At 72.6% G+C, this 17,381-nt stretch carries 18 protein-coding genes; 2 read left to right on the top strand and 16 right to left on the bottom strand.

The features are described 5' to 3' along the window. Nucleotides 1-138: 138 nt before the first annotated feature. From rocD to ACH4OA_RS26580, 8 genes are all read right to left on the bottom strand, one after another. Entirely contained in the window at nt 139-1,356 is a 1,218-nt protein-coding gene (rocD, locus tag ACH4OA_RS26615) for an ornithine--oxo-acid transaminase (protein WP_365875036.1), read from the bottom strand. Further along, complete coding sequence (ddaH, locus tag ACH4OA_RS26610) at nt 1,356-2,165, bottom strand: dimethylargininase (protein ID WP_365875034.1); 810 nt, start codon at nt 2,163-2,165, stop codon at nt 1,356-1,358. The genes rocD and ddaH overlap by 1 nt, the downstream gene beginning before the upstream one ends. A gap of 152 nt (nt 2,166-2,317) precedes the next feature. Continuing rightward, complete coding sequence (locus ACH4OA_RS26605) at nt 2,318-2,803, bottom strand: Lrp/AsnC family transcriptional regulator (RefSeq protein ID WP_397941476.1); 486 nt, start codon at nt 2,801-2,803, stop codon at nt 2,318-2,320. Nucleotides 2,804-2,829: 26 nt separating this feature from the next. Further along, complete coding sequence (locus ACH4OA_RS26600) at nt 2,830-3,009, bottom strand: hypothetical protein (RefSeq protein ID WP_365875030.1); 180 nt, start codon at nt 3,007-3,009, stop codon at nt 2,830-2,832. Nucleotides 3,010-3,121: 112 nt separating this feature from the next. Next, on the bottom strand, nt 3,122-4,072 hold the full coding sequence (locus ACH4OA_RS26595; RefSeq protein ID WP_397947150.1) for a cytochrome c oxidase assembly protein: 951 nt from the start codon (nt 4,070-4,072) through the stop codon (nt 3,122-3,124). Between the two features lie 126 nt (nt 4,073-4,198). After that, nucleotides 4,199-5,224, bottom strand: coding sequence for a 6-phosphofructokinase (locus ACH4OA_RS26590; RefSeq protein WP_397941479.1), 1,026 nt, complete (start codon nt 5,222-5,224; stop codon nt 4,199-4,201). Nucleotides 5,225-5,473: 249 nt separating this feature from the next. After that, a complete protein-coding gene (locus ACH4OA_RS26585; protein WP_397941481.1) occupies nt 5,474-6,202 on the bottom strand; it encodes a type 1 glutamine amidotransferase in 729 nt (242 codons plus the stop codon). 21 nt (nt 6,203-6,223) lie between these two features. Continuing rightward, on the bottom strand, nt 6,224-7,462 hold the full coding sequence (locus tag ACH4OA_RS26580) for a MurT ligase domain-containing protein (RefSeq protein ID WP_365871589.1): 1,239 nt from the start codon (nt 7,460-7,462) through the stop codon (nt 6,224-6,226). Between the two features lie 154 nt (nt 7,463-7,616). On the opposite strand from ACH4OA_RS26580, the gene def reads away from it, so the two are divergent. Then, nucleotides 7,617-8,156, top strand: a complete 540-nt coding sequence (gene def / locus ACH4OA_RS26575) for a peptide deformylase (protein WP_397971427.1) — start codon at nt 7,617-7,619, stop codon at nt 8,154-8,156. 52 nt (nt 8,157-8,208) lie between these two features. On the opposite strand, the gene ACH4OA_RS26570 is transcribed toward def, so the two are convergent. Continuing rightward, nucleotides 8,209-8,853 (bottom strand): TetR family transcriptional regulator, encoded by a 645-nt coding sequence (locus ACH4OA_RS26570; protein WP_397941485.1) that lies wholly within the window; start codon nt 8,851-8,853, stop codon nt 8,209-8,211. A gap of 170 nt (nt 8,854-9,023) precedes the next feature. Between ACH4OA_RS26570 and ACH4OA_RS26565 the strand changes: the two genes are divergently transcribed. Beyond that, nucleotides 9,024-10,253, top strand: a complete 1,230-nt coding sequence (locus ACH4OA_RS26565; RefSeq protein WP_397971425.1) for an acyl-CoA dehydrogenase family protein — start codon at nt 9,024-9,026, stop codon at nt 10,251-10,253. A 78-nt stretch (nt 10,254-10,331) separates the two neighbouring features. On the opposite strand, the gene ACH4OA_RS26560 is transcribed toward ACH4OA_RS26565, so the two are convergent. The 7 genes from ACH4OA_RS26560 to ACH4OA_RS26530 form a co-directional block, all read right to left on the bottom strand. Continuing rightward, nucleotides 10,332-10,853 (bottom strand): cupin domain-containing protein, encoded by a 522-nt coding sequence (locus ACH4OA_RS26560; RefSeq protein WP_365871581.1) that lies wholly within the window; start codon nt 10,851-10,853, stop codon nt 10,332-10,334. Nucleotides 10,854-10,861: 8 nt separating this feature from the next. Continuing rightward, nucleotides 10,862-12,082 carry a cytochrome P450 gene (locus tag ACH4OA_RS26555; RefSeq protein ID WP_397971422.1) on the bottom strand — a complete coding sequence of 407 codons (1,221 nt, stop codon included), beginning with the start codon at nt 12,080-12,082 and terminating at the stop codon, nt 10,862-10,864. After that, the gene (locus tag ACH4OA_RS26550) at nt 12,079-13,143 is read right to left on the bottom strand and encodes a type III polyketide synthase (RefSeq protein ID WP_365871577.1); all 1,065 of its coding nucleotides are present in this window, start codon (nt 13,141-13,143) and stop codon (nt 12,079-12,081) included. The genes ACH4OA_RS26555 and ACH4OA_RS26550 overlap by 4 nt, the downstream gene beginning before the upstream one ends. Before the next feature lie 409 nt (nt 13,144-13,552). Then, nucleotides 13,553-13,786, bottom strand: a complete 234-nt coding sequence (locus ACH4OA_RS26545) for a DUF6213 family protein (protein WP_184962473.1) — start codon at nt 13,784-13,786, stop codon at nt 13,553-13,555. A gap of 26 nt (nt 13,787-13,812) precedes the next feature. Further along, on the bottom strand, nt 13,813-15,198 hold the full coding sequence (locus tag ACH4OA_RS26540; protein ID WP_397971419.1) for an NADP-dependent succinic semialdehyde dehydrogenase: 1,386 nt from the start codon (nt 15,196-15,198) through the stop codon (nt 13,813-13,815). 75 nt (nt 15,199-15,273) lie between these two features. Beyond that, a complete protein-coding gene (locus ACH4OA_RS26535; protein ID WP_397971417.1) occupies nt 15,274-15,747 on the bottom strand; it encodes an NUDIX domain-containing protein in 474 nt (157 codons plus the stop codon). After that, a complete protein-coding gene (locus ACH4OA_RS26530) occupies nt 15,744-17,282 on the bottom strand; it encodes an ATP-dependent DNA ligase (RefSeq protein ID WP_397971415.1) in 1,539 nt (512 codons plus the stop codon). Before ACH4OA_RS26530 ends, ACH4OA_RS26535 begins: the two co-directional genes overlap by 4 nt. Between the last annotated feature and the right edge of the window lie 99 nt (nt 17,283-17,381).

Genomic DNA, 17,381 nt, shown 5'->3' with positions numbered 1-17,381 from the left:
CTCTTGTTTTTTGTTTTGTTGGGGGCCCCCTTGCGCCCGGGCCCCCCTCGGTTTTTTTTTGTTGTGGGGGGGGTGGGGGGGGGGGGCGCCCCCCGGGGGGGGGGGGGGGGGGCCCCCCCCGGGCCCCCCCCCGCCGCTTCAGCCCACCACCTTCTCCAGCGCCGCCAGCGCCGACCGCAGCTCCCCGGCCGTGATGGTCAGCGGCGGAGCCAGCCGGATCGTGGAGCCGTGGGTGTCCTTCACCAGGACGCCCTCGCCCATCAGCCGCTCGCTGATCGCGCGGCCCGTGCCGAGCGCCGGGTCGACGTCCACGCCGGCCCACAGCCCGCGCGCGCGGAAACCGGTCACGCCCTTGCCGACCAGCTCGGTCAGCCCGTCCCGCAGGACCGCGCCCAGCTCGGCCGCCCGGCGCTGGAACTCACCGGTCTCCAGCAGTTCGACCACGGCCGTGCCGACCGCCGCCGCCAGCGGATTGCCGCCGAACGTCGAACCGTGCTCGCCCGGCCGCAGCACGCCCAGTACCTCGCGCCGGCCCACCACCGCCGACACCGGCACGATGCCGCCGCCCAGCGCCTTGCCCAGCAGCACCAGGTCCGGGACGACGCCCTCGTGCTCGACGGCGAGGGTGCGGCCCGTGCGGCCGAGGCCCGACTGGATCTCGTCCGCGATGAACAGGCAGCCCGCGCGGCGGGTCAGGTCGCGCACCCCGGTGAGATAGCCGTCGTCCGGGACGATCACGCCGGCCTCGCCCTGGACGGGCTCGATCAGCACCGCCGCCGTGGTGTCGTCCACCGCGGCCTCCAGCGCGGCCAGATCGTTGTACGGCACGACACGGAAGCCGGGGGCGAAGGGGCCGAAGCCGGCGCGGGCCGTCTCGTCCGTGGAGAAGCCGACGATGGTCGTCGTACGGCCGTGGAAGTTCTCCGCCGCGACCACGATCGTCGCCCGGCCGTCCGGGACGCCCTTCACGTCGTACGCCCACTTGCGGGCCACCTTGATGCCGCTCTCCACCGCCTCCGCGCCGGTGTTCATCGGCAGCACCATGTCCATGCCGGTCAGCTCCGCGAGCCGTTCGGCGAAGAGGGCCAGCCGGTCGTTGTGGAAGGCGCGGGAGGTGAGGGTGAGCCGGTCGAGCTGGCGGTGCGCGGCCTCGACCAGCGCCGGGTGCCGGTGGCCGAAGTTGAGGGCCGAGTAGCCGGCGAGCAGGTCCAGGTAACGGTTGCCCTCGACGTCCTCCACCCAGGTGCCCTCGGCCCGGGCCACGACCACGGGCAGCGGGTGGTAGTTGTGCGCGAGGACCGGCTCCTCGGCGCGGATCAGCTCGGCGGACGTACGGGTGCGCGCGGGTGCGGTCATCAGCGGATCTCCTGGGTGCAGCACTTGATGCCGCCGCCGGCCTTGTGCAGCTCGGACAGGTCGACGGGGACGGGGACATAGCCGTGGCCGGCGAGGCGGGCGGCCAGCGCCTCGGCCCTGGGCGCGATGAAGACGTGCCGGCCGTCGCAGACGGAGTTCAGGCCGAACGCCAGCGCGTCCTCGCGGGTGGCGAGCACCGCGTCCGGGAACAGCCGCCGCAGCACCTCCCGGCTGCCCGGCGAGAACGCCTCGGGGTAGTAGCAGACGGTGTCGTCGCCGAGGACGAACAGCGCCGTGTCCAGGTGGTAGAAGCGCGGGTCCACCAGGGTCAGGCCGATCACCGGGTGGCCGAGGAACTCCTGTGCCTCCCGGTGCGCCTCGCGGGTGGTGCGGAACCCGGTGCCGGCGAGCACGTACCGGCCCGTCCACACCAGGTCGCCCTCGCCCTCGGTCACCGACCGGGGGCGGTACACGTCGTAGCCGGCCGTCTTGAACCAGGTCTCGTAGCGCTCCGCCTCCGGACGGCGCTGCGGGGCGTGGAAGCGGGAGCCGAAGACCCGGCCGCCGAGCACGAAGGCCGCGTTGGCGGCGAAGACCATGTCCGGCAGACCGGGGACCGGTTCGACGCTGTCGACGGTGTGACCGTGGGCGCGGTAGGCGCGGACCAGCGTGCGCCACTGTTCCCGGGCGAGGTCCACGTCGACGGGCCGGCCGGGGTGCATCCAGGGGTTGATCGCGTACTGGACGGCGAAGTGTCTGGGTTCGCAGACGAGGAATCGCCGGGGACGCGGCACACGACGCTCGGGCACAGAGGGTTACCTCCGCTCTCCTGTGTGTCACTGGGTGAGACCACGGTAGGAAAGGAGGCGTACGGACGACAAGCGCGAAAGGCTGCGCATCAGCGCAGTTTCGCTGCGTTGTCTCCCTGGTCGGCGCACGGGTGCTGCGTGTGCGCGGGCGTTCACTCGGGTGCCGCGTGGGCGGCGCCCGCCTCCGGGCTCTCCGGGAGCAGATGGGACAGCACCATCACACTGATCGTCTTGCGGATGAACGGCTCGGCGCGGATCCGCTCCAGCACCTCTTCGAAGTGCTCCACGTCCCGGGCCCGCACATGCAGCAGCGCGTCGGCGCCCCCGGTCACCGTCATGGCCGCGGCGATCTCCGGATGGTTGCGGACGACCTCCGCCAGCCGCCGGGGCGGGGCCGCACCCTCGCAGTACACCTCGACGTACGCCTCGGTGCGCCAGCCCAGCGCCGAGGGCCTGACCGTCGCCGTGAACCCGGTGATCACGCCGGTCTCCCGCAGCCGGTCCACGCGCCGCTTCACCGCCGTGGCGGACAGCCCGATCACCGCGCCGATCTCCGCGAAGCTGGTCCGGGCGTTCGCCATGAGCGCGGTGACGATCCGGCGGTCCAGCTCGTCGAACGGGGGTGTCCTGCTGTTCATGCGGGCACTGTAGCCAGCGCCGCCGCTCAGGAGCCGAGGACGACCAGGGCCAGGGTGAGCAGTCCCAGCACGACCCAGCCGAACCACAGCCAGCCGTTGCCGCCGAGCGCGACCGTGTAGGCGGTGACGAGGACCAGCCCGCCGACCGTCAGCGCCCCCATCGTCCTGGTGGATCCGTTCGTGGAACCGTTCGTGGAACCGGGCATCGCGCCACCCTCCTCATGGTCCGCCTCGGACCATGGTGCCCCGATTCCCGCCCGGACGGGATACGGCGGCGGGCCGGAACCCGACGGCTCCGGCCCGCGCGCTACCGGCCGCTCAGCCCTGGCGGGCGTCGAGCGAGGCCAGGTAGGCGTTGTACGCGGCCAGCTCCTTGTCACCGTCCCGGTCGGCCGCCCGGTCCGTGCGCCGGGCCTGCCGCTGCTCGGAGCGGTACCACTGGAACAGCAGCGCGATCAGCACCAGCACGGACGGGACCTCGCTGAACGCCCAGGCGATGCCGCCGGCCGCGTTCTGGTCGGTCAGCGCGTCGATGCCGAGCGAGGCCGGCGGATTGCGGAACGTGTCCACCATCGGCGTGGACCCCATCATCAGCGCGATGCCGAAGAACGCGTGGAACGGCATGCCCGCGAACAGCTCCAGCATCCGCATCAGGTACCCCGGCCGGTGCGGGCCCGGGTCGACACCGATGATCGGCCAGAAGAACACCACCCCGACCGCGAGGAAGTGCACCATCATCGCGATGTGTCCGGCCCGGGAGCCCATCAGGAAGTCGAAGAGCGGGGTGAAGTACAGCGCGTACAGGCTCGCGATGAACAGCGGGATCGTGAACACCGGGTGCGTGATGACCCGCATGTACCGGCTGTGCAGCAGCGACAGCAGCAGCTCGCGCGGGCCCGTGCGGCCCCTGCCCGCGGTGGGCAGCGCCCGCAGCGCCAGCGTGACCGGGGCGCCGAGCAGGACGAGGATCGGCGACAGCATGCTGATCACCATGTGCTGCACCATGTGCACGCTGAACATGACCATGCCGTAGTCGTTCAGTCTGGTGCACATCACCAGCGCCACGGTGAGCACGCCGACGACGTACGACACCGTACGGCTCACCGGCCAGGCGTCCCCGCGCCGCCGCAGCCGCAGCACGCCCCAGCCGTACAGGGCCAGGCCCGCCAGGCAGGCCACGAGGAAGAACGGATCCGCCGACCACTGGAGCCCCCGCCCCAGCGTGAACGGCGGCAGATCCGTCATCATGCCGTGCCCGCTGTGATCCATCCGCCGGCTCCTGTTTCGTGGGGGTTGTGCGGTTTCTGTCCGCACTCAGGGTACGGCCGGCACCGGACGCCCCCGTGACCGGGGTCGGCACACCATGAAACGGCGCCCCACCGGGCGGCGCGGCTCCTACAGCACGCACTCCGCCTCGTCGTACCGCTCCCCGGGCACCGTCTTCAGCGTCGACACCGCCTCCGCGAGCGACACCATCTCGATGTCGGTCCCGCGCAGCGCCGTCATCATGCCGAACTCGCCCCGGTGCACGGCCTCCACCGCGTGCCAGCCGAACCGCGTGGCCAGCACCCGGTCGTACGCCGTGGGCGTCCCGCCCCGCTGCACATGCCCGAGGATCACCGGCCGGGCCTCCTTGCCGAGCCGCTGCTCCAGCTCGATCGACAGCTGCCGGGCGATGCCCGCGAAGCGCTCGTGGCCGTAGACGTCCTTGCCGCCCTCGTCGAAGTCCATGCTGCCCGGGCGCGGCTTGGCGCCCTCGGCGGCGACCACGATGGCGAACCGCTTGCCCGCCTCGAACCGCGCGCCGACCTTCTTCGCCAGCTCCTCGATGTCGAAGGGCCGCTCGGGCACGACCACGGCGTGGGCGCCGGCCGCCATGCCGGAGTGCAGCGCGATCCAGCCGGTGTGCCGGCCCATGACCTCCACGATGAGCACCCGCTGATGGGACTCGGCGGTGGTCTTCAGCCGGTCCAGCGCCTCGGTCGCCACGGTCACCGCCGTGTCGAAACCGAAGGTGACGTCGGTGACGGCGATGTCGTTGTCGATGGTCTTGGGCACGCCCACGATGGGCAGCCCGCTGTCCGACAGCAGCCGGGCCGCCTTCAGCGTGCCCTCACCGCCGATCGGGATGATCGCGTCGAGCCCCAGCTCCGCGACATGGCCCCGGGCCCGCTCCACCCCGTCCCGCAGATGCTCCGGACGGACCCGGGAGGAGCCGAGGATGGTGCCGCCCCGGGCCAGGATGCCGGACACGGCGTCGAGGTCCAGCTTCAGATAGTCGCACTCCAGAAGGCCTTTCCAGCCGTCCCGGAAACCGATGACCTCGTCGCCGTGGTCGACGACGGCACGGTGCACGACGGACCGGATGACGGCGTTCAGGCCGGGGCAGTCGCCGCCGGACGTGAGGACACCAATGCGCATAGCCCGAATACCTTCTCGACGTGGGCCGGGTGACCGGACCACGTTGTCCGGCGGATTCCGGGTCACCCTACCGGCGGCAGGGGGTCGCGCCGTAGCGGGCGTCCGCCTGCTGGACGCGCCCGCACATGTGAGCGGGCAGGCCGTCAGGCGGGCCCGCCGGGAGCCGGCCGGACCACGCGCAGAACCGGCCGCGGGGACGCTCCCGCGCACTGCCGTGGGATGCGTCCCCGCAACGGGTCTGCCGGTCGGTCAGGCGGGCTGCTGCGCCGCCGTGATGCGCTCCTCGCGCAGCGCCTCGTACCACCGGTCGTCGATCGGCGGCAGCGCGTTGACGTCGAGCGCCAGCTTCAGCAGCAGGTCGGCGATCAGCGGGTTGCGGGCGAGGACCGGCCCGTGCATGTACGTACCGAAGACGGTCCCGTTGTACGCGCCCTCCGTGCCGTCCCCGGTGCCGTTGCCCCGGCCGATCTGGACCCGGGCCAGCGGGCGGGCGGTCGGGCCGAGGTGGGTGACGCCCTGGTGGTTCTCGAAGCCGGTCAGCTGGGGGAGGCCGAGCTGCGGGTCGATGTCCCCGAGGACGTCGCCGACGCACCGCTCGCCCTCGCCGCGTACCGACACCACGTCGAGCAGGCCGAGGCCGGGCTCGCGCTGGCCGAGGTCGTTGATGAACTCGTGGCCGAGGATCTGGTAGCCGGCGCACACCGAGAAGACGATCGCGCCGTTCTCCACGGCGCGGTGCAGATGCCCGTCGCGGCGCAGCCGCTCGGCCGCGAGCCGCTGCGGACGGTCCTCGCCGCCGCCGATCAGGTAGATGTCGCCGGAGGTCGGGATCGGCTGGTCGCTGCGCACGTCGAGCCGGGCCACGTCCAGGCCGCGCTGCCGGGCCCGCCGCTCCACGACGAGGGCGTTGCCCTGGTCGCCGTAGGTGCTCAGCAGGTCCGGGTAGATCCACACCAGCCGCAGTTGGTTGTCGCTCATGAGGTGATCGCCCTTCGAAGATCAGTTGCCGACGCGGCGGCGCAGGTCCTGGAACGCGGTGTAGTTCGCGATGACCTCGATCCGGCCCGGCGGGCACATCTGCACGGCCTGGTCGAGGTTCTCGCAGACCTGGAAGTGCTGGTTGGCGACCTCCAGGCGGACGGCGAGGTCCAGCTTCCGGTCGCCGACGACGAAGATCGGGTGGCCGGTCAGCCGGGTGTAGTCGACGTCCCACAGCCAGGAGGTGTCGGTGCCGTCGGCCCCGCGCGCGTTCACGGACAGGATCACCGGCGCGGGCGGCGGGTCGATCAGGGAGAACGTCTCCAGCCAGCCGGCCGGGTTCTTGGCCAGCAGCAGCCTGAGGTCGCGGTTCTGGAACTGGACCACGTCGTACCGGCCGGCCACCGCCTGCACCTGGTACATGCGCTCCAGGGCGACCTGCGGCGGCACCCCGAAGACGGCGGCGACGGCCGCGGAGGAGGCCGCGTTCGCCTTGTTGGCGCGGCCCGGGAGCTGGAGGTGGATCGGCCACGCGGACCCGTGCGGGTCGAGCACGTGGTCGCCGGAGAGCGCCCAGGTCGGCGTGGGCCGGCGGAAGCCGCACTCGCCGCAGAACCAGTCGTCGCCGGGGCGCTGCATCACACCGCCGCAGGACGGGCAGGACCAGGCGTCGTCCTTCCACATCTGCCCGGCCGCGACCCAGATCACGTTCGGGGAGGAGGACGCGGCCCACACCACCAGCGGGTCGTCGCAGTTGGCGACGACGACCGCCTTGGAACCGGCCAGGCCCTCGCGCCAGTTCTCGGCGAGCATCCGGGTCTCGGCGGCGCGGTCGAGCTGGTCGCGGGAGAGGTTCAGCAGGGCGATGCACTTGGGATCGGTGTCCCGGGCCACCCCGGCCAGGTACTTCTCGTCGACCTCGATGACGCCGAACTTCGCGTCCGAGCCGCCCGCGAGCGCGGAGGTGATGCCGGCCGGCATGTTCGCGCCGAGCGCGTTCGACACGACCGGACCCGCGGCGCGCAGCGCCTCGGCGATGAGCCGGGTGGTCGTGGTCTTGCCGTTGGTCGCGGAGACCAGGACGACGTCCAGGTTCTGGGCGAGCCGGGCGAGCAGGTCGGGGTCGAGTTTCAGCGCGACCCGGCCGCCGATCACCGACCCGCTGCCGCGTCCCGCGGCGCGCGATGCCGCAGCGACCGCCTTGCCCGCGGTCACGGCCAGCTTGGCCCGCGGCGTGAGCGGGTCCGAGTTGCCTGCCATCAGTTCTCGATCCTCCTTGCGTACGCGCCGCGCCTGGGGGCCATCCGGCAGCGTGGTGTGGACCTCAGCCTATCGAGATCCGTGCACACACCCGAATCCCGGCCCGGGACCGTGCGCGGCGGGCATGAGCTGAACGAACCGTACCCTTGCCGCCATGCGACACGGTTCCATTCCGGGCGCCCGCGGGCGCGTCCGGCCCCTCACCCTGTTCGGCGACGCGGCGCTGCGCGAGCCCTGCCGGGACGTCACCGGCTTCGGTCCCGATCTGGCCGCGCTCGTGGAGGACTTGTTCGCCACGATGTACGCGGCGGGCGGGGTCGGGCTGGCGGCCAATCAGATCGGGGTGCCTTTGCGGGTGTTCGTCTACGACTGTCCCGACGACGAGGACGTGCGGCACCTGGGCCATGTGGTGAACCCCCGGCTGGCCGAGGCCGACGGCGTGGTGGTCCGGGGTCCGGAGGGCTGCCTGTCCCTGCCGGGTCTGGAGGCCGGGATCGAGCGCTACGACCACGCGGTGGTCGAGGGCCGCACGGTGACCGGGGAGCCGGTGACGGTCCACGGCACGGGCTTCTTCGCCCGGTGCCTCCAGCACGAGTGCGACCACCTGGCGGGCCGGGTGTACGCCGACCGCCTCACGGGCTGGCGCGGGCGCAGGCTGGCCCGGCAGCTCGACCGGGCTCCCTGGCGCCGGTGAGGTGACCTGTCCGGGGCGGGGTGCGGAAGGGCCGCACGCCGGAGCCCGGCCGTCAGAACCCGGGACCTCCCGCTCGGTCCCCCGCGGCCGCGAGCCGGCCCCACAGCAGGTCCGCGAGGGACCGCACCAGCTCGCCGCGCGAGCAGGGCCGCTCGCCCAGCCACCAGTCGCCCGCCGCGTGCATCATCCCGACGATCCCGTGCCCCCAGACCCGGGCCAGCCGCTGGCTCTCCGGGCCGAGGTCCACCCGCTCCTCGATGACCTGGGCCAGCTCCTCGCCCATCCTGCGCAGCAGCGGCACGGAGTGCTTGCCGACGTCGAAGCCGTGGTCCCCGCCGGCGCTGCCCTCCGCCGGGTGCATGAGGAAGCGGTACACCTGGGGCCGGGCCTCGATCGCGGCGAGGTAGGTGTCCAGCGTGGACTCGACCCGCTCGCGCCGGCCGGCGGGAGCGTCCAGAGCCGCCCGCAGCGAGGCCAGCAGGGCGTCGGTGTGCCGTTTGGCCAAGGCCGCGTAAAGACCGCCCTTGTCGCCGAAGTGCCGGTACAGGATCGGTTTCGTGATGCCCGCTTCCGCCGCGATCGCGTTCATCGACGCCTGTGGGCCGTCGCGCAGCACCACCCGGTCGGCGGCCTCCAGCAGCTCACGCCGTCGGCGGTCGGCGGACCGCTGCTGATCGGTCCGCTGTGTGGTGTCCATGTGGTCTCCCCACCCGTGCTGATTCGGTGACGCCTGCGCAAACTAACACTGACGGCGCCCCCGGCATCGAACGGGATGCCGAGCCGTCATCAACGGTTGACTTTTCCTACCGGTCGGTAACAGACTCTCGTTACCGCTAGTAACATCGCACCACCGCCGCTGGAGGGGACATGGCCGAGTTCACCATGGAGCTGAACGACGAACAGAGGGAAGTCCGGGACTGGCTCCATGGCTTCGCCGCGGACGTGATCCGCCCGGCGGCGGCCGAGTGGGACGAGCGCGAGGAGACGCCCTGGCCGGTCATCCAGGAGGCCGCCAAGGTCGGCATCTACTCCCTCGACTTCTACGCCCAGCAGTACTTCGACCCCACCGGCCTCGGCATCCCCATGACCATGGAGGAGCTGTTCTGGGGCGACGCGGGCATCGCCCTGTCCATCGTGGGCACCGGCCTCGCCGCCGTGGGCGTCCTCGCCAACGGGACCGACGAGCAGATCGGCACCTGGATCCCGCAGATGTACGGCGACCCGAACGACGTCAAGGTCGCCGCCTTCTGCTCCTCCGAGCCCGACGCCGGCTCCGACGTGGCCTCCCTGCGCACCCGCGCCGTCTACGACGAGGCCAAGGACGAGTGGGTGCTCAACGGCACCAAGACCTGGGCGACCAACGGCGGCATCGCCAACGTCCACGTGGTCGTCGCCGTCGTCGACCCGGAGCTGGGCTCCAAGGGCCACGCCTCCTTCATCGTCCCGCCGGGCACGGCCGGCCTGTCCCAGGGGCAGAAGTTCAAGAAGCACGGCATCCGCGCCTCGCACACCGCCGAGGTCGTCCTGGACGGCGTCCGGGTGCCCGGCTCCTGCCTGCTCGGCGGCAAGGAGAAGCTGGACGAGCGGCTCGCGCGGGCCCGGGAGAAGGCGCGGGCCGCGGGCGGCGAGCGGGTGAAGAACGCGGCGATGGCCACCTTCGAGGCCTCCCGGCCGGCCGTCGGCGCCATGGCGGTGGGCACGGCCCGGGCCGCCTACGAAGTCGCCCTCGACTACGCCCGGACCCGGGAGCAGTTCGGGCGGCCGATCATCGACAACCAGGGGATCGCCTTCCAGCTCGCGGACATGCGCACCCAGATCGACGCCGCCCGGCTGCTGGTCTGGCGGGCCTCGTGGATGGCGGTCAACGGCAAGCCGTTCACCGCGGCCGAGGGGTCGATGTCCAAGCTGTTCGCCAGCGAGACCGCGAAGAAGGTGACCGCGCAGGCCATCCAGATCCTGGGCGGCAACGGCTACACCCGGGAGTACCCGGTGGAGCGGATGCACCGGGACGCGGCCATCTACACCATCTTCGAGGGGACGAGCGAGATCCAGCGGCTCGTCATCGCGCGGACGCTGTCCGGCATGCCCATCCGCTAGCGCCGTGGGGGCGCGGGCGGGCCGCGGGCTGCCGGCCCGCCCCGGCCGGCCACGGCGCCCCGCGCCCCGGCGCGCGGATCACTTGTGCCGCAGCGGCGTGAGCTGCTCGATGTCGTACTTCGCGCGCAGCGCCTCGATCGCCTCCTGGTCCGGCGGGCCGCCGTCGGCCAGGATCTCCAGCAGTTCCTCGAAGTACCGCTCGTGGTCCGGCGGAGGAGAGGCCTGGAAGAACATCCTCGCGGTCGTCTGCGTCGGATTGGCGAACGCGTGGGGACAGCCCGGGGGGACGACGATGACCGTGCCCGGTGTCGCGCGCACCACCCGGCTGCCCGAACGTGACTCCCACTTCCGCCAGTTGTCGGGCGTGCGGACGCGCGGCTCGAAGGCGAGGACGTCCAGTTCGCCTTCCAGGACGTAGAACAACTCCTCGCTGCGGGTGTGCACATGGGCGCCCACGTCGAACCCGGGCGGCACCTCCACCTCGAAGGTGGAGGCCATGCGCGAGTGGGTGCCGGTGACCTTGAAGGTCACCCGCTGGGCCGGGGTCGCGACGACCCGGCCGTGCCCCGGCGGCACGTACAGTCCCTCGGTCTCGGTCATGGGGCGGCTCACCACGTCACCGGAAGGGCCTCGGGACCACGGATCAGCGCGCCCTTCCGGAACGGCACCTGATCCGGCGGCACGGCGAGCCTCAGGCCCGGTACCCGGTCCAGCAGGACGTCCGTCAGCAGTTCCTCCTCCAGCCGGGCGAGTATGCCGCCGGGACAGTAGTGCGGGCCGAAGCCGAACGCCACGTGCGGGTTCGGGCTGCGCGCGAAGTCGATGCCCTCCGGGTCCGGGAAGACCTCCGGGTCCCGGTTGGCGGCCAGATAGGAGACGTACACCGCGTCGCCCGCGCGGATGCGGACCCCGCCGATCTCCACGTCCGCCAGGGCGACACGGGACAGACCGACCGCGTTGCGGTGCGGGATGTAGCGCAGCAGTTCGTCGATGGCCCGGGACCGCAGCCCCGGCTCCGCGCGCAGCCGCGCCAGCAGACCGGGCCGGGTCAGCAGCAGGTAGAACATCTGCCCGCTGTTGCCGGTGACCGCCTCGCCGCCGATCTGCAGCAGGACGGCGAGGCCCACGGCCTGCGCCGGCGTGATCTCGCCGCGGCCCACCGCGGCTCCCAGCAGCGAGGCGACGTCCTCGCCCGCACTGCCCTCCCGCAGCCTGATCAGTTCGCCGAAGTACGCCGCCATCCCCCGCTTGGCCCGCTCGCTGACGTCCTTGCCGTGCGCGGCCGACAGGATCAGGTCCGTCCAGGTGTGCAGGGCGTGCCGGTCGGCGGCCGGGACCCCCATCAGCTCGCAGATCACCGCGATCGGGAACGGTCCGAGCACCGCGCTGGTGAGGTCCGCGGGCGGGCCGCCGAGCAGCAGTTCGCCGACCAGCTCGTCCAGCACGGCCCGCGCCCGGTCCCGCACCCGCTCCACGCCCTTGGCGGTGAACGCGGCGGCCACCGAGCGGCGCAGCCGGGTGTGCTCCGGCGGATCGAGGAAGCCGACCGCGCCCGGCTCCGGGATGAAGTGCGGAGCCAGCCGGGTGACCTGCTGGTCCACGACGGCCTCACGGCTGAAGCGGGGATCGTTGGCCACCTTGCGCACGTCGTCGTACCGGGTGACCAGCCACGCCCAGCCCTCGCCGTGCGGGAGCTGGACCCGGGTCACCGGGCCCTCCGCCATCAGATCGGCCAGCACCGGGTCGAACTGCGTCCCGGGCAGGTCGAGCGCCGGCCAGTGCCGCACCGGGGGCAGGGTCCGGGCGAGCGCCGGCTGCGCCGTCGTCATCGCCCGGCCCCGTCCCCGTTCACCCAGCGGCCGACCGACATCTCCGCGGTGATGCCGGGACCGAACCCGGCGAGCAGTCCGCGGGCCCGGTCCTCGGTGCCGCCCTCCTCGAACAGCCGGCGCAGCGCGTCCAGGACGACGGCGCTGGCGATGTTGCCGTACTCGGTGAGCGTGGCCCGGCTGAACCGGAACGCGTGCGGCTCGACCTCCAGGAAGGTGCTGAGGTCGTCGAGGATGCGCGGGCCGCCCGCGTGGATGATGTAGAAGTCCAGGTCGGAGGCGTCCCAGCCGTGCGTACAGGCCAGGTCCTTCAGCGCCGGGGCGAGCGGCTCCATGGTCGCGGGCACCCGCTTGTCCAGCAGGAAGTGAAAGCCGGTGGCCCGGACGTCGTAGGCGATCCAGTCCTCGGTCTTCGGGATCAGGTAGGAGCCGTTGCGCTCCAGGCTCACGCCGGTGCCGCCGCGGCCGCGCACCACGGCGGCGGCTATGCCGTCGCCGAACAGCCCGTTGGACAGCAGCGAGCCGATGCCGAGGTCGGTGGGCTGGTAGCACAGCGAGCAGAACTCGCAGGCCACGATCAGGGCGTTGGCGTGCGGGTAGGCCGAGCAGAAGTCGTGCGCCCGGTTGATCGCCGCGCCGCCGGCCGCGCAGCCCAGCTGGGCGATCGGGAGCTGACGGGTGGTGCTGTCGAAGTCCATCTCGTTGATCAGCCACGCCGTGAGCGAGGGCATCATGAAGCCCGTGCACGACACGTAGATGATCACGTCGATGTCCCGGGTGAGCAGTTCCGCGTCGTCCAGCGCGCGCTGGATCACCGCGGGGACCCGGGCCTTGGCCTCGGCCTCGTAGAGCTTGTTGCGCTCCTCGAAGCCCGGGTGCTTCAGGGTCTCCTCGATGGGCTGGACGATGTGTCTGGTCTTGACGCCGGTGTTCTCGATCAGCCGGAGGGCCAGTGGCAGCTGTGGGTGGTCCGCGTGGTGGGAGCGCGCCAGCTCCAGCGTCTCCTCCATGGTGATCACATACTCCGGGACCGACACCGAGGGCTTGCACAAAGTCGCCATGAACCGTCCCTGCTTTCCGCGTTCCGCGTTCCGGAAGGCCGTCGCCCACCGGTCAGAAGGTGAGTCCGCTCCTGTGGGTGCTGCACCCACCGTCACCCGGGAGGGCGATGATCTCGCGTTGGATTACTCCGAACCGGGGACGCGGCGGTCCGGCCCGGAGGGCGATTCCTGCCCCCGGACGAGCGAAAACACCGGTCCGCCCGTTAGTCCCGAGCTGCCGGAGGGGACGACGGGCGTCCGGCGAGCCAGCTCCGATGGCTGGGTGCGGGTGCGGGTGCGGGTGCGGTGGCGGTGCGCCCCGGGCCTGGCTATGGCGGTGGTGCGGCCCCGGGCCCGGCTTCGGCGGTCCCGGGGCCCGGTGGCGGCGGGGACCCGGTGGCAGGCCGGTGGTGGTTTGCGGGCCGGAACGCTACGGCGCCCCGCTGCTGTGGGCGATACACGCCACGTCGATGCGGTCCGCCAGCTTGGCCAGCTCGATGGTCAGCGCGGCCACGGTGTCCTCGTCGAGCCCCTGCTCGCCCGCCTCGACCAGGTGCAGCCACCGCGCGCCCACGGTCCGCAACAACTTACTCACGTCGGCCGCGGCCACCTGCAAGGCACCGCGGTCGTCGACGATCAGAGGCAGGGTCACTTCGCGGTTCACAGAACGGGATGGTAGCCGCGCGGCCCTCACGCACCCTGCCAAACCGTGGTGATGTTGCAGAACTCCCGGATTCCGTGCCCGGACAGCTCACGCCCGTACCCCGAGCGCTTCACGCCGCCGAACGGGAACGCCGGATGGGAGGCGGTCATCCCGTTGACGTACACGGCACCGGCCTGGAGGTCCCGCGCGAACCGCTCCACCTCCGCCTCGTCGCGCGTCCACACGTTGGAACTCAGCCCGAACGGCGTGTCGTTGGCGATGAGCACGGCCTCGTCCAGGTCGGCCGCCCGGTACAGCGTGGCGACCGGTCCGAACGTCTCCTCGCGGTGGACGCGCATCTCGCGGGTGAGGCCGGCGAGCACGGTCGGCGGGTAGAACCAGCCGGGCCCGTCCGGCCGCTGCCCGCCGCACAGCACCTCGGCCCCGCCACGCCGGGCGTCCTCGACCAGCTCCTCCAGGTCGGTGCGCCCCCGTTCGCTGGCGAGCGGCCCGACCTCGGTGTCCTCCGCGAGCGGGTCGCCGACCTTCAGGGCCCGCATGCCCGCGACGAACCGCTCGGCGAAGGCGTCGTACACGTCGGTGTGCACGATGAACCGCTTCGCGGCGATGCAGGACTGCCCGTTGTTCTGCACGCGCGCGGTCACCGCGACCTCGGCCGCCCGGTCCAGGTCGGCGGAGGGCATGACGACGTAGGGATCGCTGCCGCCCAGCTCCAGCACCGTCTTCTTGATCATCTCGCCGGCGGTGGCGGCGACCGCCCGGCCCGCGGGCTCGCTGCCGGTCAGGGTGGCCGCCTTCACCCGCTCGTCGCGCAGGATGTCGTCCACCGCGGCGGAGCCGACCAGCAGCGTCTGGAAGCAGCCTTCCGGGAAGCCCGCGCGGTGGAACAGGTCCTCCAGGTACAGGGCGGTCTGGGGCACGTTGGAGGCGTGCTTGAGCAGGCCCACGTTCCCGGCCATCAGCGCGGGCGCGGCGAACCGGATGACCTGCCACAGCGGGAAGTTCCAGGGCATCACCGCGAGCACGGGACCGAGCGGCCGGTACCGCACCCGCACCCGGGAGGCACCGGAGTCGCGCACGTCCGCCTCGGCGGGTTCCTCGTCGGCGAGCAGGTCCGCGGCGTGCCCTGCGTACCAGCGCATGGCGTTGGCGCACTTGGCGGCCTCCGCGCGGGCCTGCGCGACCGGCTTGCCCATCTCCGTGGTCATGATCCGGCCGATCTCCTGCCGGTCCTCGTCCAGCAGGTCGGCGGCCCGGTTCAGCAGCCGGGCGCGGTCCGCGAACGAGGTCGTCCGGTAGGTGCGGAACGTGGCTTCGGCGAGCTGGAGCCGGCGCTCCAGCTCCTCCTCGCCCATGGGCTCGTACGTCTTGAGCGTCTCACCGGTCGCCGGGTTCACCGTCGCGATGGGCATGGCCGACCTCCCTGGGAGCGGGCTTGTCTCGACCTTCGCGCGCGCTCCGGTACGGCGCAACGCGACAGGCCCTGGTCAGCCCGAGTGCTCCGCCAGCCGGTCGAGAAACGCGGCCTGCGCCGGGATGATCAGCGCACGCGCCCGGTCCGGGGCGAGCCAGGCCACCCGGTCCAGCTCCGGGAACTCCTGGATCCGGCCGGAGCGCGGCGGCCACTCCAGGGTGAAGGTGCCGGGGCTGATCGCCTCCGGGTCGAGGTCGGCCTCCACCGCCCACGCCGTGACGATCTTGCCGTTGGACTGCACGACCTCGCCCAGTGGCACGGCCTCGCCGTCCGGCGGCGGCAGCCCCAGCTCCTCCTGGAACTCGCGCCGGGCCGCCTCCCAGGCCGGCTCCCCTGCGTCGTACTCGCCCTTCGGCACGGTCCAGGCTCCCGCGTCCTTCTTCGCGAAGAACGGGCCGCCCATATGGCCGAGCAATACCTCCGGGCCCCCACCGGTGTGCCGGAACAACAGCAGTCCCGCGCTGCGCTTCGTCGTCCGCACCGTCACGGCCTGACCTCCGGGTGGGCTGCCAGCAGGGTTTCCACGGTATCGGCCTCCTCGGGGCGCTTGTCCTCGCGGTAACGGACCACGCGGGCGAAGCGGAGGGTGACGCCGGCAGGGTAGCGGGAGGAGCGCTGGAGGCCGTCGTAGGCGATCTCCACGACGAGTTCGGGGCGCACCCGCACCACCCACCCGTCGTCCTCGACGGCCAGCTCCAGCAGCCGTTCGGTCTGCCAGGCGAGCATCGCGTCCGTCATGCCCTTGAAGGTCTTGCCGAGCATCTTGAAACCGCCGTCCGGATCGCGGGCGGCGAGATGGAGGTTGGACAGCTTGCCGGTGCGGCGGCCGTGGCCCCACTCGGCGGCCAGCACCACCAGGTCGAGGGTGTGCACCGGCTTGACCTTGAGCCAGGACGCGCCGCGCCGGCCCGCGCTGTAGGGCGCGTCGAGCGCCTTGACCACCACGCCCTCGTGGCCGCGGGCCAGGGTGGCGGCGAGGAACCGCTCCGCCTCCGGGACGTCCTCGGGCCTCGCGGCCACCGATCGCCGCACCCGCATCGGCCCGGGCACCAGCCGGGCCAGCTCCGCGTGCCGCTCGGCGAACGGCAGGTCGAGCAGATCACGGCCGTCGACCGAGAGCGCGTCGAAGAAGACGGGGGAGACCGGGGTCTCCTCGGCGGCCCGCGCCACATCCGTGCGGGAGCCGACCCGGCCCGCCGTCTCCTGGAACGAGCGGGGCCGGCCCGCGGCGTCGAAGGAGATCACCTCGCCGTCCAGGATGAACCGCTCGCCCCGCAACTCCAGCGCGGCGGCGGTCACTTCGGGCAGCCGGCCGGTGATGTCGTCCAGCGTGCGCGTGTACACCCGTACCGTGTCGCCGTCCCGGTGCACCTGCACCCGGATGCCGTCGAGTTTCTCCTCCACCGCGCAGGCGCCCAGCTTCTGCACCGCCTCGGCGACCGAGGACGCGCTGTGCGCCAGCATCGGCAGCACCGGACGGCCGACCGTGAGCCGGAACCGCTCCAGCGCCGCCGGTCCCTCGCCGAGCAGCGCCCGGGCCACCGTCTGGAGCGACCCGGCGAGCATCACGGCCCGCCGCACGTCGGCCGGGGCCGCGCCGGTCGCCTGGGCCAGTCCCTCCGCCGCGACCGCGTCCAGGGCGCCCTGGCGGACCTCGCCGGTGAGCAGGCCGCGCAGGAAGCGCTGCTCCTCCTCGGTGGCGGCGCCCATCAGCTCGCCGACGAGCCGGGCCCGCTCCGCCTGGGAACCGGGCCCGGACACCTTGCCCAGCTCCGTGAGACGGGCGTCGACGTCCCGCACGGTCAGGGAGGGCTCGGCGGCCGGCGGCACGGGGCGTCCCAGCACCTTCCAGCCGACGCCGATCCGGCCCTGCGGCAGCCGTCCGGCCAGATAGGGAATGACGATCGGCACGTCGTCCGCCTCCGCGTCCCGGAACAGCTCCGCGAGCAGCGCGGTCTTGCGGGACCGGGCCGCCGTCGCGGCGACCTCCTGGGACACCTGGGCCAGCCGGGTCAGCAGCATGCAGTCATGGTGCACCGCGACGGCCCGGTCCACACCCCCGCGGACGCGTCCAGACCGGCCGTCGGCCGTTCCGCGTGGGAGCGCGGCACCGGCCCGGCA

This window comes from Streptomyces sp. NPDC017095 (assembly GCF_044332325.1).
Classification (GTDB): Bacteria; Actinomycetota; Actinomycetes; order Streptomycetales; family Streptomycetaceae; genus Streptomyces.
The sequence above is the reverse complement of the archived record's forward strand: the minus strand, read 5'-3'. Positions and strand labels throughout refer to the sequence as shown.